This window comes from Streptomyces sp. NPDC048197 (genome assembly GCF_043202395.1).
Lineage (GTDB): Bacteria > Actinomycetota > Actinomycetes > Streptomycetales > Streptomycetaceae > Streptomyces > Streptomyces siderophoricus.
In genome coordinates, this window is record NZ_JBIDAJ010000001.1 from 226021 (window position 1) to 252500 (window position 26480).

Below are 26480 nucleotides of genomic sequence, written 5' to 3' on the forward strand. Positions count from 1 at the left end.
AGACGCCAGAAAGAGGAGTGATCTACCCGAAAGGAGAACAGAAGAGCACGGCTCAGGCCACCGCGTGATGAGCGAGGGCGGCATGCGGATCGGCGATCCCGGTGCCCTCGGTCGTGTGATCCGTGTGGACGGTCGCGGCGGTGAGCCGGGGGACGGCGTGGATGAGTGCGTGCTCGGCGGCGACGGCGAGGGCGTGGGCCTGCACCACGGTCAGCTGGGAGTCGACGACGATGTCGGCCTCGGCACGCAGCGTGTGACCGATCCAGCGCATGCGGACCTGGCCCACGCCACGGACCCCGGCCACCGTGCGCAGGGCGGTCTCCGCGGTGTCGAGGAGCTCGGGTTCGACGGAGTCCATCAGCCGCCGGTAGACCTCGCGGGCCGCGTCGCGCAGGACGACCAGGATGGCGGCGGTGATCAGCAGACCGATGAGGGGGTCGGCAAGGCGCCAGCCGAGAGCTGCGCCTCCGGCACCGAGGAGGACAGCGAGGGAGGTGAAACCGTCGGTGCGGGCGTGCAGCCCGTCGGCGACCAGGGCCGCGGAGCCGATCTTGCGGCCGGTACGGATGCGGTAGCGGGCCACCCATTCGTTACCGAAGAACCCGACGACGGCGGCCACGGCCACCGCCCCGAGATGGGTCACGTCACGGGGGTGCAGCAAGCGGTCAACGGCCTCGTAAGCGGCCAGGAGGGAGGAGGCGGCGATGGTCAGAACGATGGCGATACCGGCGAGGTCCTCGGCGCGGCCGTAGCCGTAGGTGTAACGGCGGTTCGCCGCACGGCGGCCGAGCACGAAGGCGATGCCGAGGGGCACCGCGGTCAGGGCGTCCGCGGCGTTGTGCAGGGTGTCACCGAGCAGTGCCACCGAGCCCGACAGCGCGACGACGACCGCCTGAACCAGCCCGGTCCCCCCGAGGATCCCGAGCGAGAGCCACAGCGTGCGCATGCCCTCCCGGGAGGTCTCCATCGCGGCATCAACCTTGTCCGCCGCCGCATGGCTGTGCGGGGTGAGCAGATGCCCAAGCTGATGCCGCACTCGCCCCCAGCGCCCGGGCGGGGACGTCAGGCTGGGGTGGGAGTGGCTAGGGGCATGGCCGTGGGTGTGGCTGTGGCCGTGGGTGTGGCCGTGGGTGTGGCCGTGGTTGCTGTCGCCGTGGCCGTCCGCCGGGTGGGCGGGACCTTCGCCATGGCCGTCACCGGCACGCGCGGGATGGGCGTGGTCATGGCTGTGCGGGTGGGGGTGGCCAGGTCGTTGCGAGGGGGTGCGGTTGCCTGCCATGGGGCTACCGTGGCACACCGATTCCATTGCGGCTACAACGGTCGTACACCCTCTGACCAGGTGCAATGGCGTTGCAGGTACCGATTGCAGGCTGAGGGGGGCGGGCCCGCGACGGGGAGGGGAGTGGGGTGGGGTGGGGTGGGGTGGGGGCCGGGGGGGGCGGCCCCCGGGGGGAGAGCAGCCTCCGCCCCCACAGCCCCCCCCCCCCCCCCCCCCCCCCCCCCCCCCCCCGGCCCCCCCCCCCCCCCCCCCCCCCCCCCCCCCCCCCCCCCCCCCCCCCCCCCCCCGCATACGGGGGGGGGGGGGGGGGGGGGGGGGGGGGGGGGGGGGGGGGGGGGCGGGGGGGGGGCGGGGGGGGGGGGGGGCGCCCCCGGGGGGGTAGAGCAGCCTCCGCCCCCTCAGCCCCGCCCCACCCCCGCACCCCCGCCCCGCTCCTGGCCAGTCAGCCCACCCGCCGCCCCAGCCGCCACATCCGAAGCACCAGCCGGCACATCCGCCGCCTCAACGGGCCCGTCCGCCACCCCAGCCGAGGCATCCGGAGCCCCAACCGGCGCGTCTGCCTCCCCAACTGGCGCGTCTGCCTCCCCAGCCGACCCGTTCGCCCCCACACGCCCGTCCGCCTCCGGGAGGAGGCCCAGGGCTGCGTCCTTGGCGGTTTCGGAATCGCGGCGGAAGAGGCGGAACCACATGAAGACCACGAAGCCGGCGAAGACGAACCACTCGCCGGTGTAGCCGAGGTTCTGGAAGGCCTTGAGGTCCAGGCCGCTGCCCTCGGCGGCGGCCGGGGGGACGGGCTGCAGCGGGGCCTGCGGGTCGGTCAGGGTGATCCAGGCGTCGTAGACGTCGTACGGCGCGATGTTGACCAGCGACGCCGCGCTGATCATGCCGAGCTGGCCGTGCGGCAGTCCGCCGCCCGCCTGGACACCGTCGGTGCCCTGGTTCTCGGAGGCCTGCAGCGCGCCGGTGACGGTGACCTCGCCCTTGGGCGGTGCGGGCACCTTCGCCGTGTCGGCCTTCGCATCGGCGTCACCGGGCAGCCAGCCGCGTACGACCGGGAGCGCCTTGCCGTGGTCCGTGCGCAGGAGGGTGAGGACGTAGAAGCCCTGCCGCTCGCCGTGCTTGTCCTTCAGCGTGCGGTCCGGTACGAGCAGTTGGTGCTCGGTGTCGTAGTGCCCGCGGGCGCTGGCCTGGCGTCCGGAGGTCACCTTGTCGACGGGCAGCAGGCTGTCGAGGGGCCGGGCGGCCGCGGCCTTCGCCTGGGCCGAACGGTCCTCCTGCTGCCGGTGGGTGTCGACGCGGTCCTCGAAGCGGCTCAGCTGCCAGCTGCCCATGAAGATGCAGAAGGGAATCGCCAGTACGGCGAAGACGTTGATTCCCCACCACCGCGGGGTCAGCAGGAACCGGTACACCCCATCAACGGTACGGGGCCCGCACCGCGAGGCCTCACCGCCCCCTCACCGGCCCCATCGCCGACCGCTCGCCGCCCGCTCAACGGGCCGCCGGACCGCCGGTACGCCACACCCCACAGCGACGTACTCAGACCTCTGCGCCACCCCGGCCACTACTCGGCCTCTACTCGGCCGCTACCGCCTCCGTGCGGTAAACCGTTCCGGCGCAGGCGTCGGCGATCTTGGCGTCGGTTGCGGCGGGCTCGCCGGCCTCCGGCGTATGGCTGAGAACGATCCCTCCGGACGCGGCTCCGCCACCGCCGGCACCGCCGTCGTCGCCACCCGCCTGACCGCCGGTGTCCGTGCCCGTCGTGGCCCCCGCGTCCGGGGACTGCCCCGGGTCCTTGGAGGGGTCGGGAGTGGGCGAGGGCCCCGGGTTGACGCACCCGGTCGGGCCGCCGCCGGCCTGCGGGATCCAGGCGAACTTCACCTCGTACGCCTCGCCCGGCTTGAGCACCAGCTGGTCGGGGGTGGTGGCCGGATCGGGCAGACCGGTGGCCTCGTCACCTGAGGTGTGGTCGACCACGTGGATGTGGTCGGGATTCGTGGAGCCCTGCGCGGAAGCCACGACGACCGTGCCGCCGCCCTGCACGGAACAGGGCATGGCGGACGTGTTGACCACCCGGAACGCACCGTAGACGCGGCCGTCGGCGTCCGCCGGGCCGACCTTGCTCGTTCCCTGGCCGAGCTGATCACGCCCGCAGACCGGCGAGGTGACGTCCATGGTCTCGTCGGGGGCGGGGGTTCCGGCACCCGGGCCGTGGCCGGTGCCGTTCTTCTCCCTCGTCTTGCCCTTGCCCGCGGGTTGCCCGCCGCCCGGCCTGGCGCCGCCCTGGTCGGTCGGGCGCGGCCCGGCCTGCTCGGTGCCCTCGCCGTGCGTACCCCCGTCGGCGTCGTGGGCGCGCTGGCTGTTCGCGGCGTTGGCGGGCCGGTCGGGGGAGCCGTCGGCGAGGTTCGCGACGTGCAGCATGGCGGGGATCGACGTACCGCCGAGCAGCAGTGCGGCGGCCGCGCCGACGACGGCGTGCCGACGGCGCTGGCGGCGGGCAGGTACGGCGCGGCGCAGGTGATCGAGGGCGTCCGGGGACGGTTCGAGGCCGTCGACGCTGGACTGCAGGAGGCGCCTCAGGTCGTCCTCGTCGCCGAAGCCGCCACCGAATCCGCCGCCGGTGGGGTGGCTGCGCCCGTGGTCGTCCCCGTCACCGTCGTCACCACTGCCCGCGGAGGCAGAACCGGCAGCGGCCGGAACCGCGGACACCGAGCCGTCGAACGCCCCACCGGCATGGGCATCGTTGTCGCGGACGCCCCCACGGGAACGGGTATCGCCGGGCTCGCCCCCACGGGAACGAGTCTCACCGGGCTCGCCACTACGGGACCGGGTCCCACCGGGCTCGCCCCCACGGGACCGGGTCTCCTCGGACACCTCAGCCTCACGGGCCCGCGTCTCAGGGTCCCGCACCCCACGGTCGTACTCATGACTCTCGCGGGCTTCACGGCTCCCGCAGGTCTCGCGGGCCCCATGGCCCTCGCGAAGCCCCTGGTTCTCGTCGTTCTCGTCGTTCTCGTGGATCGCGTGGATCGCGTGGATCGCGTGGATCGCGTGGATCTCGTGGGTCTCGCGGCTCGCGTAGCCACTCCGACCGCCACTCCGGCCGCCGCCCTGCCCGCCACGCTGACCGCTGTCCCGGCCGCCGCCCGGGCCGCCGTCCTGCGCCTCGCGTACGAGGTACAGCCCTTGCGGCCCATGGCCCGACGCGCCGCGCGTGCGGTACGGGGCGTCGTCCACCCCGGCAAACCCCGACGCCCAGCCCGGAACCGCGCGCCCGCCGGTCATGCCACCCGGACCACCCTCAGCACCGCCTGAACCAACCGGACCAACCGGACCGATCGAACCGATCGAACCGATCGAACCGATCGAACCGCCTGAGCCGCCCGAACCAACCGGCCCAGCCGCACCCCACGTCCCAGCCGCGCCCCCCGGAGAACCCGTGCCGAACGGCCCGGACCGGCCGTACCTGTTGCCATTCATGCCGGAGCCTCCATCGCGACGCGGAGCGCCGCGATGCCCCGCGACCCGTACGCCTTGACCGAGCCGAGCGATATGCCCAGCGTCTGCGCCACCTGCGCCTCGGTCATATCGGCGAAATAGCGCAGCACCAGCACCTCGCGCTGGCGGCGCTGCAGCCCGCGCATCGCCTTGATCAGCTGGTCCCGCTCCAGCAGGTCGTACGCGCCCTCTTCCGCACTGGCCATGTCGGGCATCGGCTTGGAGAGCAGCTTGAGGCCGAGGATGCGGCGGCGCAGCGCGGAGCGCGAGAGGTTGACGACCGTCTGCCGGAGGTAGGCGAGGGTCTTCTCGGGGTCGCGCACCCGGCCGCGCGCGGAGTGCACCCGGATGAAGGCTTCCTGTACGACGTCCTCGCAGGAGGCGGTGTCGTCGAGGAGCAGCGCGGCGAGACCGAGCAGGGAGCGGTAGTGCGCGCGGTAGGTCTCGGTGAGGTGGTCGACTGTGGTGCCCACGGCCATCGCGTCGTCAGTGTCCCCACGCTGAGAAGGAATCTGCGCGGGACGCGTGGTGGGCCAGGGCGCGATCACTGGCATGCCCCCGACTGCGCGGGGCCGCTGCGGACGCACTGCCGCGCCTGCCGCGCCCGCCGGGGCGATGGTGAATCCGAGTACCTCTGCCACGCCTGTTGGACACGCTTCCCCCCATAAGGGTTGTACGCGCAAGGCACCGCTTTTGACGATGCATCAAATGCCCTCATGCGTACCAGCTCTTCCCGAATGCCCCATTTATCCAATTGAGTTCGCCCCGACACCCGAGGGCTCACATGTGCAGACCCGCAGGCATCCCGGACCACCCTCCGGGATGGCCACAAAGACGCTCCCCGCCGAACTGCCGGTTGCAGTGTGGCGGGGAGCGAATGGTCGAACAGATCGTCAGCCCAGATCAAGAGGTACGGACCAGCGATTCGCTCACAGGATCTTCACACGTCCGTCAAAGTATCCCCCAGACGGTCGGCCCGCCACGGCCAATCCCGCCAAGTCACCCCTCCACAGAGCCGAGTAACGACCCCCACCGGGCTGACCGACAACCCCTACCGGACCTACCGGACCGGCCAACAACCCCACCGGGCCGAGCTTTGAGCCCAAAGACCCCACAAGTCCCAAGGCCGCCCGCGGGCCGCACCCCACCCGCGGGGCCTCACTCCCCCCGAGCGCCCCGCTCCGCCCGAGCCCCCCGCATCCCAGACATCCCCGACATCTCCCGCAGCTCCCCCGCCACCAACTCCCCGATCTGGGCCGTGTTGAGGGCCGCGCCCTTGCGGAGGTTGTCGCCGCACACGAACAGTTCCAGCGCCCGCGGATCGTCCAGGGAGCGCCGTACGCGGCCGACCCAGGTGGGGTCCGTGCCGACGACGTCGGACGGTGTGGGGTACTCGTCCTCCTCGGGGACGTCGCACAGCACGACGCCGGGGGCCGCCGCCAGGATCTCGTGGGCGCCGCCGACCGTGACCTCGTTCTCGAAACGGGCGTGGACGGTCAGCGAATGGGTCGTGATCACCGGCACCCGCACGCAGGTCGCGGCGACCGGCAGGTCCGGCAGTCCGAGGACCTTGCGGGACTCGTGCCGGACGTCGAGCTCCTCCGAGGACCAGCCGTCCTCCTGGAGCGTGCCGGCCCAGGGCACGACGTTGAGCGCGAGCGGCGCCGGGAACGGCCCCAGGGTGTCGCCGACGGCCCGGCGTACGTCACCGGGCGTGGCTCCCAGGTCCGTACCGGACACCGCGGACAGCTGGGCCCGCAGCGTCTCGGCGCCGGCCCGGCCGGCCGCGGAGGCGGCGTGGTACGAGGAGACGATCAGCTCGCTCAGTCCGTACTCGGCGTGCAGCGCACCCAGCGCGACGATCATCGCGAGGGTGGTGCAGCCGGGACCGGCGAGAATGCCGCGCGGGCGCACCCGTGCCGTGTGCGCGTTGATCTCGGGGACGACCAGCGGCACGTCCGGGTCCCGCCGGAACGCGCGCGAGGAGTCGATGACCACCGCGCCCTTGGACACCGCGACCGGCGCCCACTGCGCGGCGACCTCGTCCGGGACGGCGAACATCGCCACGTCGATGCCGTCGAGGGCGTCCTCGCTCAGCGGGACGACCTCGACCTCCGCGCCCCGCACGGTCAGCTTGCGGCCGCCCGGGCACGGGTCCGGGTCCCCCCTGCCCGAACGCAGGTGGGGGCTCGCGTGGGGGTCCCCCCTGCCCGAACGCGGTGGAGAGCTTGGGGGAGGAGCGATCAGCCGGATCTCGCCCCAGATGTCGGCCCGCTCGGACAGGATGCCGAGCAGGACCGAGCCGACGGCGCCGGTGGCACCGACGACGGCGAGATCCGGCTTGCCGGCCGGCTCCCGGGCCGTGCGGGCCTGTGCCCCCGCCGTATCAGCGAGGGACGGGCGGCCCGCTTCGGCCGGAATCATCGACCGGTGCCGCCATAGACCACGGCCTCGTCGCTCTCCGAGTCCAGACCGAACGCGGTGTGCACGGCGCGCACGGCCTCGTTGACGTCATCGGCGCGGGTGACGACCGAGATGCGGATCTCGGAGGTCGAGATGAGCTCGATGTTCACATCGGCGTTCGACAGCGCCTCGAAGAACGTCGCGGTGACGCCCGGGTTGGTCTTCATGCCCGCGCCGACCAGCGAGATCTTGGCGATCTGGTCGTCGTAGCGCAGCGAGTCGAAGCCCACCGTGGCGCGGGTCTTCTCCAGGGCCGCCACGGCCTTGCGGCCCTCGGCCTTGGGGAGGGTGAAGGAGATGTCGGTCAGACCGGTCGACGCGGCGGACACGTTCTGCACGACCATGTCGATGTTGACCTCGGAGTCCGCGATTGCACGGAAGATGCGCGCGGCCTCGCCCGGCTTGTCCGGGACTCCGACGACCGTGACCTTCGCCTCGGAGGTGTCGTGTGCGACGCCCGAGATGATTGCCTGCTCCATCGGCTGGTCCCCTTGCGGTTCGTTGCTGACCCACGTGCCCTGCAGCCCGGAGAAGGACGAGCGGACGTGGATCGGGATGTTGTAACGGCGTGCGTACTCGACGCAGCGGTGCAGCAGCACCTTGGAGCCGGAGCTGGCGAGCTCCAGCATGTCCTCGAAGGAGATCCAGTCGATCTTCCGGGCCTTCTTGACGACCCGGGGGTCGGCGGTGAAGACGCCGTCCACATCGGTGTAGATCTCACAGACGTCGGCGTTCAGCGCGGCGGCCAGCGCCACCGCGGTGGTGTCCGAGCCACCGCGCCCCAGCGTGGTGATGTCCTTCTTGTCCTGGGACACGCCCTGGAAACCGGCGACGATGGCGATGTTGCCCTCGTCGATGGAGGCCTGGATACGGCCCGGGGTGACATCGATGATCCGTGCCTTGTTGTGCACGGAGTCGGTGATGACACCGGCCTGGCTACCGGTGAAGGACTGCGCCTCGTGACCGAGGTTTTTGATCGCCATCGCCAGCAGGGCCATGGAGATCCGCTCTCCGGCGGTCAGCAGCATGTCGAACTCGCGCCCCGACGGGATCGGGGACACTTCCTGCGCGAGATCGATCAGCTCGTCCGTCGTGTCGCCCATCGCCGAAACCACCACGACAACCTGGTTGCCGTTCTTCTTGGCCTCGACGATTCGCTTGGCAACGCGCTTGATGCCCTCGGCATCCGCAACGGATGAGCCGCCGTACTTCTGCACGACAAGGCCCACGTGCGCTCCTCGCAACTGTCTCTTCGGGAGTTTCCTCCCGGACCCCCGGACATGGGGGTACTGCGGTCGGCTCAGTCTAACGAGCAAGCGGAGTCCGCCCTGCTGTTATCACATGGTGAGACGCGTCCGTGAGACGGACCGTCCGCGCCGTACGTCGGGAGACGCCCGGCCCACCGCGTGATGATCTCCCGCCGGTCGGTTCCGCGTGGCGCACCGTCGCGCCCGCTCGGCGAGCACATGCCCGCTACGGGCCGGTACACACGGAAAGGTAACCCAGGTCACAGCCACCGGCCCGGCAGCCCGGCCCCCGCGGGCCCAGGGACGCCCCACAGCTCCCGGGCTCATCAGATGCCCCGCAGCTCCCGGGCTCAGGTGCCCCGCAGCTCCCGCAGCCCCAGCGGCCCGGCGATCTCCGCCGCCATGACCTTGCCGGCCTCCTCCGCGAGCCGCTCCTCGTCACCGTCGCCGTTGACGCCGCTGTCGGTGTCCAGCCCGTCCAGCTCGTCCAGCGGCTGGTCCAGGCGTACGTGGGCGACCAGCGACTGCAGCGCCCGCAGGGCGGCCGAGGCGGTCGGGCCCCAGTTGGTCAGGTAGGAGAACTGCCACCACCACAACGCCTCGACGATCCGCCCGGCGCGGTAGTGCGCCAGCCCGTGCCGCAGGTCGGTGATGATGTCCGCCAGGTCGTCCGAGATCCGGCAGGCCACCGGCTCGCTGCGCGGCACGTACGGGTCGAAGACCTCGGAGTACACGTCCACCGGGTCGAGCAGGACGGCGAAACGCTCCCGCAGCTCGTCCACATCGGGCTCCGGCCCGGTGTCCGGCTCGTAGCGCTCCTCGGGGACGATGTCCTCGTGCGCACCCAGCCGGCCGCCGGTGAGCAGCAGCTGGGAGACCTCCAGGAGGAGGAAGGGCACCGCGCTGTCCGGCTCGTCCCCCTTGGCGACCTCCGTGACCGCGACGATGAAGCTCTCGATCGAGTCGGAGATCGAAACGGCGAAGTCGTCCGGGTTCTGTCGCGCGTTGTGCAGCGTGGCATCAGACATCGAGAAGTCTCCTCCCTTCGAAGGCCCGCCCGAGCGTGACCTCGTCGGCATACTCCAGATCGCCTCCGACCGGCAGACCGCTCGCCAGTCGTGTCACCCTCAAACCCATGGGTTTGATCATGCGGGCCAGATACGTGGCCGTGGCCTCGCCCTCCAGATTCGGGTCGGTGGCCAGGATCAGCTCCGTGACGGTGCCGTCCGCGAGCCTGGCCAGCAGTTCCCGGATCCGCAGGTCGTCGGGGCCGACGCCCTCGATGGGGCTGATCGCGCCACCGAGGACGTGGTAGCGGCCGCGGAACTCGCGGGTCCGCTCGATCGCCACGACGTCCTTGGGCTCCTCCACGACACAGATGACCGCCGGGTCACGCCGCGGGTCCAGGCAGACCCGGCACTGCTCCTCCTGCGCCACGTTGCCGCAGACGCTGCAGAACCGGACCTTCGCCTTGACCTCCATCAGCGCGTTCGCGAGCCGGCGGACATCGGTCGGCTCGGCCTGAAGGATGTGGAAGGCGATCCGCTGCGCGCTCTTGGGACCGACGCCGGGCAGCCTGCCCAACTCGTCGATCAGGTCCTGGACCACGCCTTCATACACGGAACGTCTTCTCTCTCTTCTGCCGTGATGCGTACGCTAGTTGGCTACTCCTCAGAAAGGGAGACCGGGGATTCCTCAGAACGTGAGGCCGGGGATGCCGCCGCCACCCAGACCCTGGGCGAGCGGACCGAGCTTCTGCTGCTGGAGCTGCTGGGCCTTGGCGTTGGCGTCCCGGACCGCCGCGAGCACGAGGTCGGCGATGGTCTCGGCCGTCTCCTCCGCGGAGTCGGTGTCGACCGCCTTGGGGTCGATGACCAGGCCCTTGAGCTCACCGGAGCCGGTCACCGTCGCCTTGACCAGGCCGCCGCCCGCGGAACCCTCCACGGGCGTCTCCGCCAGCTCCTGCTGGGCGGCCGCAAGGTCCTGCTGCATCTTCTGGGCCTGCTGGAGCAGCTGCTGCATATTGGGCTGACCACCGGGGATCACGACGTGACTCCTGCCATACGACAACGATTGTGCGGTAGCCCGAGCCTACGTGTTTCGACGCCCCGGCGCCCTACGCCGCAGGGAGGAGCACAGGTGTACGTCCGGTGTACGTACCGCTCCCCGGCCACACACCGTCACCACCCCTGACGCACCGCTTCTCCTGCCGTGCGCCAGGCCCTGTGACCTGCCGTACGTCCTGCCGTACGTCCTGCTGTTCCTCCCGCCGTTTCCGGCCCACGCGGCGTCGTCCTACTCGTTGTTGAACTCCTCGATCACCGTCGCGCCCAGCTCGCGGACGATGAGGTCGTGCCCGCTGAGCGCGGAGTCGACGAGGTCGGGGTCGTCCTCGGCCGGCATGTCGTACTCGATCGACATCGGCGGGGGCTCGGGGGTGTACGAGGGCTCCACGGCGGGTGCGCCCGGGGCGCCCCCCGCGGACGCGGACGGGGCCACGGCCTCACGCGCCATCCGGGCGCCCTGACCGCCCCCGCCGGCACCGCCGCCGGAGCCACCGGCCGGCCCGCCGCCCTGGCCGTACGACCCGCCGTACGCCCCGCCGGATGCTGCCGGCGCCGCCGGGCCGCCCTGCGAGGACGGTGCCTGGGGCGCGGACGGCTGCGCCGGCGCACCGCCGAAGCCGCCGCCGCCGCTCCGGGGCGCGCCACCGGCCGGCGGATTCGCGCCGCCCGACGGGTCGACGATCGCCTCCACCCGCCACTGCACCTGGAACCGCTCGGCCAGGACGTCCTTCAGCACGTCCTCGCTGCCGCCGTTGGCGAAGCTGTCGCGGGCTCCGGCATTGGGGAAGCCGATCTGCAGGGTCGTGCCGTCGAAGCCGGAGACCTGGGCGTTCTGGCTCAGCAGGATCCAGGTGAAGCGCCGGCGGGCCTTCACCGCATCCAGGATGTCCGGCCACATCTGACGCACCTGGGCGGCACCCTGCGCCGCCCCCGGAGCCGCTCCTACGGCCTGCGGTCCGGGCCCCGACACTCCTCCGGGCGCGCCACCGGGCACACCACCGGCCGGGCCGCTCGCGGCCGGCGGCCCGGCGGGCGTCCGGCCGCCCTGCGGCGCCGGCACCTGGCCGCCGCCCTGCCCCGGCGCCACGGCCGTGGGCCAGCCCCCGGGCTGCCGCGCCGCACCACCGACACCGGCTCCGCCGCCGCTGCCGTTGCTCGCGCCACCGGGGGCCGCACCCCCGGAGGCAGCACCACCAGGACCGGCGCCGGCACCCGCGCCCGCACCCCCCCGGCCTGTCCCTCCGGGCCACGCACCGGGCCGCGCCGGGCCCCCCTCACGGTCATCGGCCGGCCCACCGGCCTGCGGGGCCACGCCCTCGCCGCCCTGCGCGCCCCCGGCAGCCGGGGCGTCCGGCACCGAGGGAGCAGCGGGAGCAGGAGGAGGCGTAGGAGCCGAGGGGGCAGCGCCCGCCCCCGTGCCCCGTACCGCGGCCCGCGCGGCAGCCGGTCCCGACGGGCCGCCGGGTGCCGGCATCGGCGGATGCGCCTCCGGACCCGGTACGTATCCGGCCGCGGGCCCGCCACCGGACGCCACGACCGGCGCCGGCTCGCCCCCGAGGCCCGCACCGGGGCCGCCGGGCACGCCACCGAGGCCGCCCGTACCCGCTCCGCCCAGCAGCGCCGCGCCCGCGCCGCGCTCCAGACGGTCCAGCCGCGCCTGCAGCGACCGCTCGTCGTCGTACGCCGCGGGCAGCAGCACCCGCGCACAGATCAGCTCCAGCTGGAGCCGCGGCGAGGTCGCGCCGCGCATCTCCGTCAGCCCGGTGTTGACCAGGTCGGCGGCGCGGCTCAGCTCCGCCGCCCCGAACACCGAGGCCTGCGCCGTCATCCGCTCCACGACGTCCGCGGGGGCGTCGATCAGCCCCTTCTCCCCCGCATCCGGCACGGCAGCCAGAATCACCAGGTCCCGCAACCGCTCCAGCAGGTCCGCCACGAACCGGCGCGGATCGTTGCCGCCCTCGATGACGCGGTCCACGACCTCGAACGCCGCCGCCCCGTCCCCCGCGGCGAACGCCTCCACGATGGAGTCCAGCAGCGAACCGTCGGTGTACCCGAGCAGGGCCGTGGCCATGGCATACGTCACACCGTCGGCGCCCGCCCCGGCGAGCAGCTGGTCCATCACCGACATCGAGTCACGCACGGACCCGGCACCGGCCCGTACGACCAGCGGCAGCACCCCGTCCTCGACCGGAATGTCCTCCTGCCCGCAGACCTGTCCCAGGTACTCGCGCAGCGTCCCGGGCGGCACCAGCCGGAAGGGATAGTGATGGGTCCGCGACCGGATCGTCCCGATGACCTTCTCGGGCTCGGTCGTGGCGAAGATGAACTTCAGATGCTCCGGCGGCTCCTCGACGACCTTCAGCAGCGCGTTGAAGCCCGCCGACGTGACCATGTGGGCCTCGTCGATGATGTAGATCTTGTACCGGCTGCTGGCCGGCCCGAAGAACGCCTTCTCCCTCAGCTCACGCGCGTCGTCGACACCACCGTGGGACGCCGCGTCGATCTCGATCACATCGATCGAGCCGCGCCCGTTCCTGGCCAGGTCCACGCACGACTGGCACGTCCCGCAGGGCGTGGGAGTGGGACCTTCCTCACAGTTGAGGCAGCGGGCCAGGATGCGCGCACTGGTCGTCTTGCCGCAGCCGCGCGGACCGCTGAACAGATACGCGTGGTTGACGCGGTTGTTCCGCAGCGCCTGCTGCAGCGGATCGGTCACGTGCTCTTGCCCGATGACCTCGGCGAAGGTCTCGGGGCGGTAGCGGCGGTACAGCGCAAGGGACGACACGCTTACGACGATATCGGGCCCCACCGACAATCGACCGGCCCGCAAGCGACCGGCCCCGCAAACGCAAGCGCCCCTCACGCACCCGCCAGAGCCGACCTACCCTTGCTGCCTTCCGGCCCTGGGGGAGTTCAGTCAGATAGCGCCACGTGAGGGGCTGCGACCCACCCTAGCGGATCCCACCCCCAACCCACGAACCCGTCCCCCACCCCGTCCCTCCTCCACCCCCCTCCCGAACCCCGCCCCCGGATCATGTTCGCGAGCACTCCCCAACGTCTTGTATTGTTTGCGGCGGAGGATTCGCCTAGTGGCCTAGGGCGCACGCTTGGAAAGCGTGTTGGGGGCAACCCCTCACGAGTTCGAATCTCGTATCCTCCGCACTCGCCCATCAGGGCAAACGAAGGTCCCGGCCGCTCAGCGGCCGGGACCTTCGTTGTTCCGTGGTCTCACTTCTGGTCTCAGTAGGCTGCGACCTGGCAGAGCTCGGGGCCGCGACGACCGCTGCCTGGGGTCTCCTGCCCGAATCATGGTGTCCCCCAAGACACTGGCAGCCAGCCCAGATACGTGACACCTCGGCGAGACCGCGCAGCCCGGCCGGAGTAGGCAGCGCGCTGCGGTCGACATGATCGCCAGAGCTTGCGCTGCTGGGTGACCAATCCGACTGATCACGGCCGCGGCCTCTGACATGCTTGCCCAATAACACCGGCAGTCAGAGAGCAGGACCCTGAATTGAGCACCCTGGGTGGCCTCGTCTGGTCGATCGCCGACCAGCTGCGAGGCGTCTACAGGCCGCATCAGTACGGCGGCATCATCCTCCCGTTCACGATCCTGCGTCGCTTGGACTGCCTGCTCGAGCCCACCCGTGACGAGGTCCGCGCTCTCGCCAAGGAGTACGAGGGCGGCGCCCTGGACGTCCAGGTCAAGCGCAGGACCGGCCTGACCTTCTACAACACGTCTCAGTACGACTTCGCCCGACTGCTCCTGGACCCAGCGGGCATCCGCGCCAACCTGATCGACTACATCTCGCGCTTCTCAGGGAACATCGACGTCTTCGAGCGTTTCGGCTTCGAGGCGGAGATCAACAAGCTCGACGAGAAAAACCGGCTGTACCTGATCGTCTCCAAGTTCGCCAAGGTTGACCTGCACCCTGACACAGTCCCCAACGCGGAAATGGGCGACCTGTACGAGCACCTGATCTACAAGTTCGCGGAAGCATCCAACGAGGAGGCCGGCGAACACTACACGCCTCGCGACGCGATCCGTCTCATGGTCGACCTGCTGTTCGCGGAGGAGAGCGAGGCTCTACTTGAGCCTGGCACCATCCGCACCATCTATGACCCCACGGCAGGTACGGGCGGCATGCTCTCGGTGGCCGAGGAGCGCCTACTCGAGCGCAACCCTCAGGCTCGTCTGCGCCTGTATGGTCAAGAGATCAACGACCTGTCCTATGCCATCTGCAAATCGGACATGATCGGCAAAGGGCAGGACGTCGGCAACATCCGGCTCGGAGACACCCTGGCCGATGACAAGTTCTTCGATAAGACCTTCGACTTCTGCCTGTCCAATCCGCCCTATGGCGTGGACTGGAAAGCCTCGGAGGCAGCAGTCAAGGACGAGTGCAAGAAGGGCGGGCGGAACGGTCGCTTCGCTCCCGGTCTTCCGCCGGTCACCGACGGCCAGATGCTGTTCTTGATCCACTTGGCTCACAAGATGCGACCCAGGAACGAGGGCGGTGGCCGTGCGGGCATCGTCCTGAACAGCTCCCCACTGTTCAACGGAGCCGCCGAATCCGGCCAATCGGAGATCCGCCGTTGGCTGCTGGAGAACGACATGGTGGACGCCATCATCGCGCTCCCCACCGACATGTTCTTCAACACCAACATCTCCACCTACATCTGGGTTCTGGACAACGCCAAGCAGGCCGAGCGTCGAGGACGGGTCCAGCTGATCGATGCCTCCGACATGTGGACCAAGATGCGCAAGGGTATGGGGTCTAAGCGCAAGGAAGTCGACGCAGCCGCCCGCGAGAGGATCGTGAAGCTGTATGACACATTCGCCGAGGCCGAGGACTCCAAGATCCTCCGAAACTCCGACTTCGGATACTGGGCGATCACCGTCGAGCGCCCTCTCCGTCTGAACTTTGTTGCTTCCCGCGCCGCTGGATTGGATGACAAAGCACTAGCCAAGGTATTCGGGAAGGGCGCAGACCCAGCCCCGTTCGTCGCTGTACTGGCGGGCATGGGCAAGCAGATGTACCTGAGCCAGGAGAAGTTCGTCGAGGATGTCCGTGGGGAGTTCGTTGCTGCTGGCCTCAGGCTGACCTCCACCCAGTACCGCCACTTGGCCGTGGCCCTCGGCGAACCCGATGAGTCTGCAGAGATCGTCACGGACGCAAAGGGCAACCCTGAGCCTGACACGTCCAAGCGGGACACGGAACACATCCCGTTCACCTACGCTGGCAACACCCTCGGCGAGACCGCCCGAGACGAGATCATTCGGTCCTACTTCGAGACCGAGGTGACCCCGCACGCCCCGGATGCCTGGATCGACACGAAGAAGACGAAGGTCGGCTACGAGATCCCGTTCAACCGGATCTTCTACAAGTACGCCCCGCCGCGCCCACTAGCAGAGATCGACCGCGATCTGGAGGAACAGATCGCCAAGATCATGGGACTGCTGCGGGAGGTTGAGGCGTGACTGACCGCAACACGGATGTCGTGGACTCCAAGATCCCTTGGGTCGGGGAGATCCCAATCGGTTGGAGTGTGAGACCACTCTGGTCAATGTACGAACGCATTAAGGACGTCAATCACCCCGACGAGCAGATGCTCTCAGTATTTCGCGACTACGGTGTAGTCGCGAAGGACTCCCGCGAAAATACCAACCAGACAGCGGACAACAAGAGCATCTACCAACTCGTACACCCAGGCTGGCTCGTCACCAACCGGATGAAAGCGTGGCAGGGGTCCCTCGGTATTTCACGCCTCAGGGGAATCGTTTCCGGGCACTACATCTGCTTCGCTCCACGCCACGAAGAAAGCCACGACTACCTAAATTGGCTCTTCCGATCGCCCCCCTATATCGCCGGATATAATACGATTTCGCGTGGTGTTCGCCCCGGCCAAGCCGAAATTGACAACGACCACTATCGACTCCTACCGGTAATCGTCCCTCCTGTTCCTGAGCAGAAAGCAATCGCCGCCTACCTCGATCACGAAACCGAGCAGATCGACACGCTGATCAACGAGCAGCGGCGGCTAGTGGAGATGCTTCGCGAGCGCCGTCAGGCGGTGATCGACCACGCGTTTGCCGAGCTCCCCAAGGAACGTATCCAACTTCGAAGGTTCACCAGGTTCTTGACCAGTGGATCACGCGGATGGGGGGCATACTACGCGGACTCGGGTGACGTTTTCATCCGAATTGGAAACTTGCCCAGAGGATCTCTTTCGCTCGGCGGAGAGGTGCAGCGCGTGGACCTTCCTCCCGACGTCAATGAGGGGTATCGCACCAAAGTCGAAGTGGGCGATCTTCTATTTTCCATCACTGCCTACATCGGCTCAGTCGCAGTGGTCGACGAGGAATGGGCTCACTCCTATGTCAGCCAGCACGTCGCTCTATGCCGGTTGGACTGGTCCGTTCTAGACCCCGAGTTCACCGGCTATTTCATGCTCACCACAGAGGGGCAAGACCAGCTTTCCGAAGGGGCAGTCGGCGGCACAAAGGTACAACTTGCGCTCGATGATATCCGCGCGCTCCGGGTAGCCGTCCCACCTCTTGATGATCAGCGGCAGATCGTAAAGCACCTGAACCGCGAGACTTGCCGGATTGACACACTTATCGCCGAGTCCGAGCGACTGATCGAACTGTCCAAGGAGCGGCGCGCCGCTCTCATCTCTGCGGCCGTCACCGGCCAGATCAAGGTCAGCTAGGAGCGCTGATGGCCCAGCACGACGAGGGTGAGTTCGAGAAGGAACTATGCGAGCACCTTGCCACCCACGGCTGGCTGTACTCCGGGAACGATGCCGGCTACGACCGTGACCGTGCGATCTTCCCGGAGGACACCTTCGGGTGGCTTCAGGACACTCAGCCCGGCGAGCTGGCCAAGGTCGTCAAGGCTGGTGCGACGGACGAGGCCAAACAGCGCAAGCAAGTCCTGGACCGTCTCGTGAAGTTACTGGCGATCGACGTGGAGAACGGTGGCGGCACGCTCAACGTGCTGCGCCACGGGTTCAAGCATCTGTCGGCCAGATTCCGCATGTGCCAGTTCATGCCCGAGTCCACCCTGAACGCCAAGACAGTGGAGGACTACGGGAAGGTCCGCCTGCGCGTGATGCGGCAGGTCCACTTCTCCACGGCTGACCAGCGCAGCGTTGACCTGGTGTTCTTCATCAACGGCCTGCCGGTGGCCACTGCCGAGCTGAAGACCGACTTCACGCAGACGGTCGAGAACGCCAAGCAGCAGTACAGGACCAGTCGGCACCCGAAGGACCCCGGCACGAAGCATGTGCAGCCGCTGTTCACCTCTGGGCGCGGCGCGCTGGTGCACTTCGCGGTGTCCAACGACGAGGTCTGGATGACCACGAAGCTGGCCGGCGAGAAAACGGTCTTCCTACCGTTCAACCGGGGCACCGAGGATGGTGGGGCCGGCAACCCGCTCAACTCGGAGGGATCGCCATCGTCGTACCTGTGGGAGCGCGTGCTGCAGCGGGACGCGTGGCTGAACATCTTCGGCCGGTTCATGTACATCAAGCACGACCAGCACACCGATCCGATCACCGGCAAGAAGACCCGCTCAGCAACACTGCGCTTCCCCCGATTCCATCAATGGGAGACGGTCACCGAGGTGACCAATAAGGTCATCGAGGAGGGCGCTGGCCACCGGTACCTGATCCAGCACTCGGCGGGCTCGGGCAAGACCGACTCGATCTCCTGGCTGGCTCACCGCTTGGCGCGGCTGCAGGTGGACAACACCAAGGTTTTCGATTCCGTCATCGTGGTCACCGACCGCAACGTGCTGGACGGGCAGTTGCAGGACGCGATCAAGCAGATCGACAACGATCAGGGCATCGTGTTGGCCATCGACCGGAAGCTGGCCGCCCGTGAGGGCTCCTCCAAGTCGGGGGTGCTGGCCAAGGCCCTGGCCGAGGGCAAGCTGATCATCGTGGTCACGATCCAGACTTTCCCCCACGCGATGGACGAGATCCGGCAGTCCAAGGGGCTGAAGGGCAAGAGGTTCGCCGTCATCGCCGACGAGGCGCACTCCTCTCAGTCCGGGCAGGTGGCCAACAAGCTGAAGTCTGTGTTGACATCCGAGGAGCTGAAGGAGATCGAGGAGGGCGGCGAGGTCGACGTCGAGTCGGTCCTCGCCGCCGAGGCATCCGAGCGGGCGGCCAGCGAGAACATCTCGTACTTCGCATTCACCGCCACGCCCAAGGGTAAGACGTTGGAGCTGTTCGGCCGGGTGCCCGAGGGCACGACTCTGCCACCGCAGGCTTTCCACGTGTACTCGATGAAGCAGGCCATCGAGGAGGGTTTCATCCTCGACGTACTGCGGGGCTACCACTCCTTCAAGCTCGCCTTCCAGGTCGGACAGAAAGCGGCCGGCGGCGACTCGGAGGTCGACCAGAGCGAGGCGACCAAGCAGGTCATGCGGTGGGTGAAGCTCAATCCGCAGACCATCGCGCAGAAGGCCGCGATCATCGTCGAGCACTTCCGTTCCAACGTCGCGCACCTACTGGACGGTCACGCCAAGGCCATGGTCGTGGCCGACTCCCGCAAGGCGGCTGTGCGCTTCAAGCTGGCGATCGACGACTACATAGCCAAGAAGGGCCTCGGTTACGGCACCCTGGTGGCTTTCTCCGGCAAGGTCGACGACCCCGAGTCCGGCCCGACGGACTTCACCGAAGCCTCGATGAACCCGGGGATATGCGACCTGCGCACCGCGTTCCAGGGCGATGAGTACAAGGTAATGATCGTCGCCAACAAGTTCCAGACTGGCTTCGACCAGCCGCTGTTGTGCGCCATGTACGTCGACAGGCCGCTGTCGGGCGTCACGGCTGTGCAGACGCTGTCCCGCCTCAATCGCACGTACGTCACCCCCTCGGGCATCCACAAGACCTCGGCGATGACGCAGATCGTGGACTTCGTGAACCCTCCGAACATCATCCAGGAGGCATTCGAGCCGTACTACACCGACGCGCACCTGGAACAGTCGACCGATCCGAACCTGGTTCACGACCTGTCCGCCAAGCTGGACACCTTCGGAATCTACACGCTGACCGAGATCGACCAGTGCGCCGAAGCGTTTGTGAAGAACAAAGGCAACAACGCCCTGACGGCCGCAGTAAACCCCGGAAAGAAGCGATTCCAGGATGCGTATACCGCCGCTCTTCTCGCGAACGGCGGCGAGGGGGACAAGGCCGTCCTGGAAGAGCTCGACATGTTCCGAAAAGACGTCGGAACCTTCGTGCGCCTCTACGACTTCATGAGCCAGATCATCGATTACGGCGACGCGGACCTGGAGAAGCGCAGCATCTACCTGCGGCTGTTGTCCCGCCGGATCCAGCCCGACAACTACACCGCCCCGATCGACCTGTCCGACGTGGTGCTTCGAAACGTCAAGCAGATCGACAAGGGCAAGGCCGACATTTCCCTGGGCAGCCAGGACGTCGCGCTCAAGGGCATGACGGGTGCGGGGTCGGCGAGCAAGAAGGACCCCAAGGTGGTTGCGTTCCAGACCGTCCTGGATCGGCTCAATGACCTCTTCGGCAACGAAGATTTCACGGCCACCCAGAAGGTGTCCTTCCTTGAGGCGCTCCTCGGGTATCTGCTCGAAGATGAGGACCTCGTGCAGCAGGCCAAGGTCAACACCCCGAGTCAGTTCGCCGAATCCCCAGACTTCGACGATGCCGTCACAGGGGCGGTTGCGGACAATCAGGGCGCCCACAACAAGATGAGCGACTACTTCTTCACAAGCAGCTCTGGGCGGACGCAGTTGGTCGCCGAAATCGCGAAATGGTTCTATGCCGTTGCCGTTGGCCAAGCCGAGCGGGACATTGAGGTCGCAGAGGAGGCCAGACGCTGATACACAGCAAGGTGCTCGTCGGAAGAGCCCACCGGGCACGGGCCCTGCGGCGCCAGTGCACCATCTGAGCTGCCAAGCCGAGCCGTCCGATCAACTCGCAGCCGTGGAGTTCAGCCGGCGGCAGGGTTGGTACGGGCGGCGATGCCACCCGTACCAACCCGACTGCTCACAGCAGCCGAAACCCAGCGATGGGGCTACCAGTCATCGGCATCACCGTATTTCCCTGGGTTCCGAGCACGATCCACAGCCTCCGCACAGGCATCGGCCAATGCAACGGTGACAGCCGCCTGGTCCGTGCCGCGGACCTGCGCCTCGACCTCTTGGCCGGGTCGCCGTGTGGTGTGCCAGCGCACCGGGAGGTCCGTGTAGAGGTCGGTTTCGAACTCCCAAGCCGACACGGACCATTGCTCATCACGGCCAATATTGAGTCGTTCGCCGCCGGGCAGGAAGACAGCGTTGGCGTGGTGAACAATTCGGCGGTCGGGCATCCGATCGCGGATGGCCCGCATTCCGCCGACGCCTTCTTGCTCCCACTTCCGCCGATCCCTCTCCTCGACCTCCGCAAGGCGGCCGGGCTGGCCAGTGCGCCACTGGGCGACCACGGCCTCGGCATGCTCGCGGTGCAGGAACGGGATACGGCGCTCGCCGAGGAGAGCCACGTACACCGTCGGCGCCCCCGGGACAGGCGCCTGACTCAGGCCAGGCCCTGGACCTCCTGGGACCGGTTCGAGCGCATGCGCCCCCGTGCCCCACAGCAAGCCTCCGACCTTCGCAGCGGTCTGCTGCAGCACGGGACCGGTGAGGTGCTGGTAGCGGCGGCGCATGCGGGCGGACTTGCCGGGCTCCCAGCCCATGATGCGGTCGACGACCGCATCGGGGACGCCGAGGATCAGCAGGACGGTTGCGGCAGTGTGGCGGGCGGCGTGCAGGCGGCCGTCGCGAACCTTCGCCGCCTTCAGCAGGTCCTTCCACCTGTGGAAGTCGGTGTTGGGGTTGAGCGGTTCGCCGGTCGGCGAGGTGAAGACGTACCCCTTCTCCACCCACAGGTCACGTGCGAGGGCCCGCTCGCGTTCTTGCTGCTCCTTGTGCCGTCGTAGCAGCTTGAGCAGTTCCTCCGGCACGCCGATCGGGCGCTTGCCGGCGCGAGTCTTGGTGTCCTTTGTCTCGCGCCGGATGTTGATTTTCTGTGGGCAGTAACCGGGCTTGCGTCCACAGCGGTTGCCGCAACCGTGCTTGTAGCGGGGCCGCAGCCGTCCACGTCGGACGAGGATCACGCCCGCCTCGAAATCGACGTCCTCCCACTTCAGGCCGAGCGCCTCGCCCTGGCGCAGGCCGAGTGCGAGCGCGATGACCCAGCGAGCGGTGTTGCGCACCTTGGCGGCCTCGGCGAGGAGGCGCTGGACCTCCTCCAGCGAGTACGGCTCGACCTCCTCCTCTTCGACCTTGGGCGACTTGGCGATGGAGGCCGGGTTGGTGGTGAGATGGCGGCGGCGTACGGCCTCGTTGAGCGCTGTGTTGACGGTGCGGTGCGCCTGGTGGGCGGTGCCGGCGGCGCTGCCGTTGGCCCGCATCTTCTGGTAGAAGCGTTCCAGGTGCTCCGGCTCCAGCTTCTCCAGCCGGTGGGCGCCGAGGCCCGGTATGAGGTGGTGGTAGACCGCGACGCGGTAGCCATCAATGGTGTTCTCGCCGACGTTGGGCGCGGCGATGTTCTCCACCCAGTGGGTCAGCCAGGTCTTGACGGTCCAGGTCTGGCCGGCCTTGCGGACGCCGGTGGAGTCGCGCTGCCGCTCCAGCTCGCGGACCGCCTTGGTGACCTCGGCGCGGGTCCTGCGGGAGAGGTGTCGGCGGTCGGGGGTGCCGTCGTCCTTGACTCCGACGGTGACGCGGCCGTGCCAGCGGCCGTCCTTGCCGAGGTAGATGGACGACGCCCCATTGGGCTGTCGGTTCTTTGCCATGTCCGCCGCCTTCAGGCCGCAGCCACGAAGTCGCCGGCGCTCAGACGCCTGGCAAGGAACTCGTTCACCGCCTCAGCAGGGATGCGGCGAAGGCTTCCGATCTTGACAGAAGGGATCTCGCCGGAGCTGACGTACTCGTACATCTTGGTGCGGCCGATGCCGATGCGGCGGGCGGCTTCGGCGACGGTAAGCCCGACAAGGGTGGGGTCACCTTGGGAGCCGTCACGCTCCTCCATCAGGGCTCGGAGGTTCTCCTCCGGTACGCCGAGGAGGTGGGCGATCTGGGGTATGGGCAGGTTGTGCTGGGGCAAGGGGGATCCTCGTCTCGGCGGGCCTTATGGGGCGGCAACCCCGGCCATGCCGTACTGGTCGTTCAGGGATGGGCGTTGGTGTTGGTGTGGCCTGGTGTCCGGTGTTCGTAGCACCGGATGACAGGTGGTCCGTCTACTCGGCGTCGGGCTTGGCAGGGGCGTCGTCGCCGATGAGGCTTCTGTGTGAATGGGGAACGTCGCGGTGGCGCCTGAAGTCGTTGCCGGAGGCGCCGGAGACCTCGTAGGTGAGCAGGGCCTTGACCATGTCTTCCTGGTCGGGGTGGGCCTTGATGTACTCGTCGATGTCGTCTCTGGCGCGGTCCATCGGCTTGCGCGCGGCCCGCCAGTCCTTCCATCTCTCGACGTATTCGCCGATGAGCCTGCGGACCTCGGCGTTGGAAACGTGGCCCGGAGGGCTGGTCAAATCGTCGAGGGGGATGTCGAAGACCTTGCAGAAGCCGAGTGCCTCGTCGAGGTTGACCCTCCGGCGTGGTTTGCCGCTCTCGATGCGCCAGATCGCGGACTGGTTCACCGGGTGGCCGACCTCGGCCATCCTCTCGGCGAGCTTCTGCGTGCTCCAGCCGCGGATCTCGCGTTCGAGCTTGATGCGCTCGGCCACGTTGTTCTCCGGCAGGGGCCGCTCGGGGCCGGCGCGGGAGGCGCCGTCGTCACTGCTCACTCTCACACCTCCTCGCGGGCATGCCTCGGCCGGACCGCTGTGGCACGGGGTGAACAGGTAACCTCATTTCGGAGCCGAATGCAACTCGTTCGGGAACGCATCAGATGGGGTAGTGTTGTGGGCGTCCGCCGCCGAACGGCTTCGGACATGCGAAAACCCCCGGTGCTACGACACCGGGGGCCCGAATCAGAAACCTCACGACCGCCCATCCCTGAACGACCTACCGGCCCGGCCGGGGTTGCCGCCCCATATGGCCCGCCGGGTGAGGAGTTTCCTTGGCACAGCCTACGGCCCAGCCGCGGCAGACGCCATCCCGCCAGGCAGCAGGAGCCGCTCCGCCCGCCGACATCACCGCGGTTCCACCGCATGACATGGACGCCGAGGCAGCGGTTCTCGGCGCCTGCATGCACGACGCGGCAGTGGTCAACGCCGTACGCAACCTCCTCGACGGCGCCGACTTCTACCGCCCGGCCCACGAGACGATCTGGCGCGCCATCCTTGTCCTGCGCAGCGAGGAGAAGCCCACCGACCCGATCGTCCTGTGCGACCGCCTGCATGAGCAGGACGACTTGGAGCGCGTGGGCGGCAGGGTCTACGTGCACCGGCTCGCAGACGCCCCACCCTCCGTCAGCGGAGCGGCCCACTACGCCAGCATCGTGCGCAAGATGGCCGACCTGCGCCGATTGCGCGCGTCCGGCCTCCGCACCGTGCAGCGCACCATGGAGCCGGGCGCCGATCCCGACCTGATCCGCAGTGATGTCGAGTCGGATGTGCGCGCCGAGCGGGAACGGGCACTGGCCTCCGGGCAGGGACGCCTGTCCCGCTTCGCCGTCGACGGCTGGCGGTTCCTTACCGAGACCGGCGCGGCGACCGCCCCTCTGTGGGGGACGCCCGAGCAGACCGCATGGTCCTCGGGCGAGAGCCTGATGATCGTCGGACCGCCCGGTGTCGGGAAGACCACGATCGCCCACCAAGTGGTCCTCGCCCGCTTGGGCCTCGCCGGCAGCGTCCTGGACATGCCCGTCGCACCCAGCAAGCGCGTGCTGTACCTGGCGATGGACCGCCCCAAGCAGATCGCCAAGGCCATGGTCCGCCGCATCCGGCCCGAGCACGAGAAGCGGATACGGGACGGGCTCATCGTCTGGCAGGGCCCGCTGCCCGCCACGCTCGACAAGGAGCCCGACCTCCTCGCCGACCTCGCCGCCGCCCACCAGGCCGACACGATTGTGATCGACAGCCTCAAGGACGCGGTCAGCACGATGGTCGACGACGCGCTCGCCGTCGCCTTCCACAACGCCCGCCAGCGCACCTTGCGTGAAGACGTGGAGATCATGGAGATCCACCACTGCCGCAAGGCCACCGCAGAGTCCCCACGCGCCCAGCAGCCCACCATGGACCAGGTCTACGGCTCCACCTGGTACACCTCCGGCGCGGGCAGCGTCCTGTTCGTCAACGGCAAGGCCGGCGACCCCGCGGTCACCGTGCACCACCTCAAGACCCCGACCGGGGAGGTCGGCCCTCTCCAGGTGATCCACGACCACGAGCGTGGTACCACCACGGTCGGCCCCGCCCTCGACCCCGTCGCGATCCTGCGCTCCCGGCCCGACGGACTGACCGTCCGCGACCTCGCCACCATCCAGAGTGGCAGCGCAGCCCCGGACCGCGCCGCCACCGAGAAGGCCAGGCGCACCCTGGACCGACTCGTCAAGGCCGGGCTCGCCGCCAAGGCAGAGGGCACAGCAGGCGGAACCGGAGGCGGACAGCAGGCACGGTACTGCGCCTCCGTCCGCCACATCGGCGTCGTCTCCTGACCTGGCCCCAAGACCGGCAGGACCGTACACGGAGGCGTACACGCGCCCCTGTCACCACCCCAGGTCCACGCCACGCCCCACGCGCCCACGCTGACCGCAAATCCGCAGGTCAAACGTTCACGCGACCGTACACGCCGTACACGCGCCCCAGCGTTCACGCGCGAGCCCCCCTTTAGAAGGGGGCTCGCGTGTACGCCCCCTCCGTGAACGCCGTGATCGACCGCCCAGAAGCACCCGGAGCACTCCCGCATGACCGCGCTCGCCATACCCGCCGGCACCACTGGCCACCACGTCACCAGCTGGGACCGCGCCGCGATCCTCACTCTCGGCGCCGCCGCGTGCGCTCTCTCGTACGACGCCCTCCAGCAGATGGCCGTAGCCATTCACATCCGCGGCCTGCTTACCTACCTCTTCCCGCTCGTGATCGACGGGTTCATCGCCTACGGCGTCCGCGCCCTCCTCGTCCTGCGCACCGCCCCTTTCCGGGCCCGCCTCTACGTATGGACACTCTTCGGTACCGCCACCGCCGCGAGCATCTGGGCCAACGCCCTCCATGCCATCCGCCTCAATCAGCAGGGCACCTCAGGCGAACTGCACTTGGGAGATGCCACCGTCGGCCTCTTGTCCACCATCGCCCCGCTCGCCCTGGCCGGAGCCGTCCATCTCCACATCCTCGTCACCCGCGAAGCCACCGACGATGGCTCGTCGGAACCGGTCGCCGCGGTTCAGGACACCCGGGTTCGGGGCGCGGGAGTTCAAGAGGCCAAGCGCCGAGGCGGCCGTCCGGCCGACGCCACCCTGGACGAGCTCCTGGAGGTCGGGCGCATTGCCGCTGGCGAGCAGGGGCGCCTCTCCCGTGCGGTCGTCCTGAAAGCCGTACGGGGCAAGGGCCTCAAGGTCGGCGGCGAACGCCTGACCGAGGTCATGAACATCCTGCGGACCGAACTCGGGACCGACGCGAACGGCCACTGACCGCAGGGTGACCGGAACCCTTCCGACAACCCCACCAACGGCCGTCCCCGCTTTCCCAGCGCCTGTCCACACCTGTGGACCGGAGCTGGGACCGCTCAAGCGACACCGAACCGAAGTGCCTGCCCGTCCCCACCAGCCCGCCTGCCCTACTCAACGCCTCCCCGCCCGTACCGGAGAACCATCCATGCCGCACCCCCCACACCACCCTGACCACACCGACAACGCGCCCGCGCCCCTGACGAAGTCCCCTAAGCTGATCGCCGGTTTGCGGCGGGCGTTCGGAAGGACGGCCCCTGGCGGAGCCAGTAGTACCCCGAGTCCGACTCAAGGCCGGAC

18 protein-coding genes, 1 tRNA gene and 1 other RNA gene are annotated in these 26480 nt (G+C 68.9%); 6 read left to right on the forward strand and 14 right to left on the reverse strand.

Translation table 11 applies throughout. The annotated features are described in order from the left end of the window. Positions 1-52: 52 nt before the first annotated feature. From ACGF4C_RS01060 to ffs, 11 genes are all read right to left on the reverse strand, one after another. On the reverse strand, positions 53-1279 hold the full coding sequence (locus tag ACGF4C_RS01060; RefSeq protein WP_393562246.1) for a cation diffusion facilitator family transporter: 1227 nt from the start codon (positions 1277-1279) through the stop codon (positions 53-55). 398 nt (positions 1280-1677) lie between these two features. After that, the gene (locus ACGF4C_RS01065; RefSeq protein ID WP_393562248.1) at positions 1678-2688 is read right to left on the reverse strand and encodes an SURF1 family protein; all 1011 of its coding nucleotides are present in this window, start codon (positions 2686-2688) and stop codon (positions 1678-1680) included. 163 nt (positions 2689-2851) lie between these two features. After that, positions 2852-4561: a hypothetical protein gene (locus tag ACGF4C_RS01070; protein WP_393562249.1), complete on the reverse strand. Its 1710-nt coding sequence runs from the start codon at positions 4559-4561 to the stop codon at positions 2852-2854. A 191-nt stretch (positions 4562-4752) separates the two neighbouring features. Then, the gene (locus ACGF4C_RS01075; RefSeq protein WP_199812566.1) at positions 4753-5415 is read right to left on the reverse strand and encodes a SigE family RNA polymerase sigma factor; all 663 of its coding nucleotides are present in this window, start codon (positions 5413-5415) and stop codon (positions 4753-4755) included. A 517-nt stretch (positions 5416-5932) separates the two neighbouring features. Continuing rightward, positions 5933-7198, reverse strand: coding sequence for an aspartate-semialdehyde dehydrogenase (locus ACGF4C_RS01080; RefSeq protein WP_393562251.1), 1266 nt, complete (start codon positions 7196-7198; stop codon positions 5933-5935). Beyond that, positions 7195-8466 carry an aspartate kinase gene (locus ACGF4C_RS01085; protein WP_030417013.1) on the reverse strand — a complete coding sequence of 424 codons (1272 nt, stop codon included), beginning with the start codon at positions 8464-8466 and terminating at the stop codon, positions 7195-7197. Before ACGF4C_RS01085 ends, ACGF4C_RS01080 begins: the two co-directional genes overlap by 4 nt. Before the next feature lie 368 nt (positions 8467-8834). Further along, positions 8835-9512 (reverse strand): DUF5063 domain-containing protein, encoded by a 678-nt coding sequence (locus ACGF4C_RS01090; RefSeq protein ID WP_362137283.1) that lies wholly within the window; start codon positions 9510-9512, stop codon positions 8835-8837. Beyond that, a complete protein-coding gene (recR, locus tag ACGF4C_RS01095) occupies positions 9505-10104 on the reverse strand; it encodes a recombination mediator RecR (protein WP_006604196.1) in 600 nt (199 codons plus the stop codon). The genes ACGF4C_RS01090 and recR overlap by 8 nt, the downstream gene beginning before the upstream one ends. Positions 10105-10179: 75 nt before the next feature. Continuing rightward, a complete protein-coding gene (locus ACGF4C_RS01100; RefSeq protein WP_078866577.1) occupies positions 10180-10530 on the reverse strand; it encodes a YbaB/EbfC family nucleoid-associated protein in 351 nt (116 codons plus the stop codon). A gap of 249 nt (positions 10531-10779) precedes the next feature. Next, complete coding sequence (locus ACGF4C_RS01105; RefSeq protein WP_393562253.1) at positions 10780-13335, reverse strand: DNA polymerase III subunit gamma and tau; 2556 nt, start codon at positions 13333-13335, stop codon at positions 10780-10782. Between the two features lie 60 nt (positions 13336-13395). Further along, an RNA gene (ffs, locus tag ACGF4C_RS01110) (signal recognition particle sRNA small type) lies at positions 13396-13494 on the reverse strand. 131 nt (positions 13495-13625) lie between these two features. Here ffs and ACGF4C_RS01115 point away from each other — a divergent pair. The 4 genes from ACGF4C_RS01115 to ACGF4C_RS01130 all read left to right on the forward strand — a co-directional run bounded on the left by ACGF4C_RS01115 (position 13626) and on the right by ACGF4C_RS01130 (position 20416). Further along, positions 13626-13710 (forward strand) — tRNA-Ser (locus ACGF4C_RS01115). A 351-nt stretch (positions 13711-14061) separates the two neighbouring features. Further along, positions 14062-16029 carry an N-6 DNA methylase gene (locus ACGF4C_RS01120; protein WP_393562255.1) on the forward strand — a complete coding sequence of 656 codons (1968 nt, stop codon included), beginning with the start codon at positions 14062-14064 and terminating at the stop codon, positions 16027-16029. After that, a complete protein-coding gene (locus ACGF4C_RS01125) occupies positions 16026-17261 on the forward strand; it encodes a restriction endonuclease subunit S (protein ID WP_393562257.1) in 1236 nt (411 codons plus the stop codon). The genes ACGF4C_RS01120 and ACGF4C_RS01125 overlap by 4 nt, the downstream gene beginning before the upstream one ends. An 8-nt stretch (positions 17262-17269) precedes the next feature. Beyond that, positions 17270-20416 carry a type I restriction endonuclease subunit R gene (locus tag ACGF4C_RS01130; RefSeq protein WP_393562259.1) on the forward strand — a complete coding sequence of 1049 codons (3147 nt, stop codon included), beginning with the start codon at positions 17270-17272 and terminating at the stop codon, positions 20414-20416. Between the two features lie 194 nt (positions 20417-20610). Here ACGF4C_RS01130 and ACGF4C_RS01135 read toward each other — a convergent pair whose 3' ends face one another. The 3 genes from ACGF4C_RS01135 to ACGF4C_RS01145 form a co-directional block, all read right to left on the reverse strand. Further along, positions 20611-22371: a tyrosine-type recombinase/integrase gene (locus ACGF4C_RS01135; protein ID WP_393562260.1), complete on the reverse strand. Its 1761-nt coding sequence runs from the start codon at positions 22369-22371 to the stop codon at positions 20611-20613. Between the two features lie 11 nt (positions 22372-22382). Next, positions 22383-22682: a helix-turn-helix domain-containing protein gene (locus ACGF4C_RS01140; protein WP_393562262.1), complete on the reverse strand. Its 300-nt coding sequence runs from the start codon at positions 22680-22682 to the stop codon at positions 22383-22385. Positions 22683-22815: 133 nt separating this feature from the next. Further along, the gene (locus ACGF4C_RS01145) at positions 22816-23361 is read right to left on the reverse strand and encodes a helix-turn-helix transcriptional regulator (RefSeq protein ID WP_393562264.1); all 546 of its coding nucleotides are present in this window, start codon (positions 23359-23361) and stop codon (positions 22816-22818) included. A 275-nt stretch (positions 23362-23636) separates the two neighbouring features. Between ACGF4C_RS01145 and ACGF4C_RS01150 the strand changes: the two genes are divergently transcribed. Beyond that, on the forward strand, positions 23637-25172 hold the full coding sequence (locus tag ACGF4C_RS01150; RefSeq protein WP_393562265.1) for a DnaB-like helicase N-terminal domain-containing protein: 1536 nt from the start codon (positions 23637-23639) through the stop codon (positions 25170-25172). Positions 25173-25421: 249 nt separating this feature from the next. Continuing rightward, on the forward strand, positions 25422-26144 hold the full coding sequence (locus ACGF4C_RS01155) for a DUF2637 domain-containing protein (protein ID WP_393562267.1): 723 nt from the start codon (positions 25422-25424) through the stop codon (positions 26142-26144). Positions 26145-26480: the final 336 nt, after the last annotated feature.

Excerpts from the sequence above, each read along its gene's own strand:
- ACGF4C_RS01060 (WP_393562246.1), bottom strand. The coding sequence starts at position 1,279 with ATGGCAGGCAACCGCACCCCCTCGCAACGACCTGGCCACCCCCACCCG.
- ACGF4C_RS01070 (WP_393562249.1), bottom strand. The coding sequence starts at position 4,561 with ATGACCGGCGGGCGCGCGGTTCCGGGCTGGGCGTCGGGGTTTGCCGGG.
- ACGF4C_RS01080 (WP_393562251.1), bottom strand. The coding sequence starts at position 7,198 with ATGATTCCGGCCGAAGCGGGCCGCCCGTCCCTCGCTGATACGGCGGGG.
- ACGF4C_RS01090 (WP_362137283.1), bottom strand. The coding sequence starts at position 9,512 with ATGTCTGATGCCACGCTGCACAACGCGCGACAGAACCCGGACGACTTC.
- ACGF4C_RS01130 (WP_393562259.1), top strand. The coding sequence starts at position 17,270 with ATGGCCCAGCACGACGAGGGTGAGTTCGAGAAGGAACTATGCGAGCAC.
- ACGF4C_RS01135 (WP_393562260.1), bottom strand. The coding sequence starts at position 22,371 with ATGGCAAAGAACCGACAGCCCAATGGGGCGTCGTCCATCTACCTCGGC.
- ACGF4C_RS01155 (WP_393562267.1), top strand. The coding sequence starts at position 25,422 with ATGACCGCGCTCGCCATACCCGCCGGCACCACTGGCCACCACGTCACC.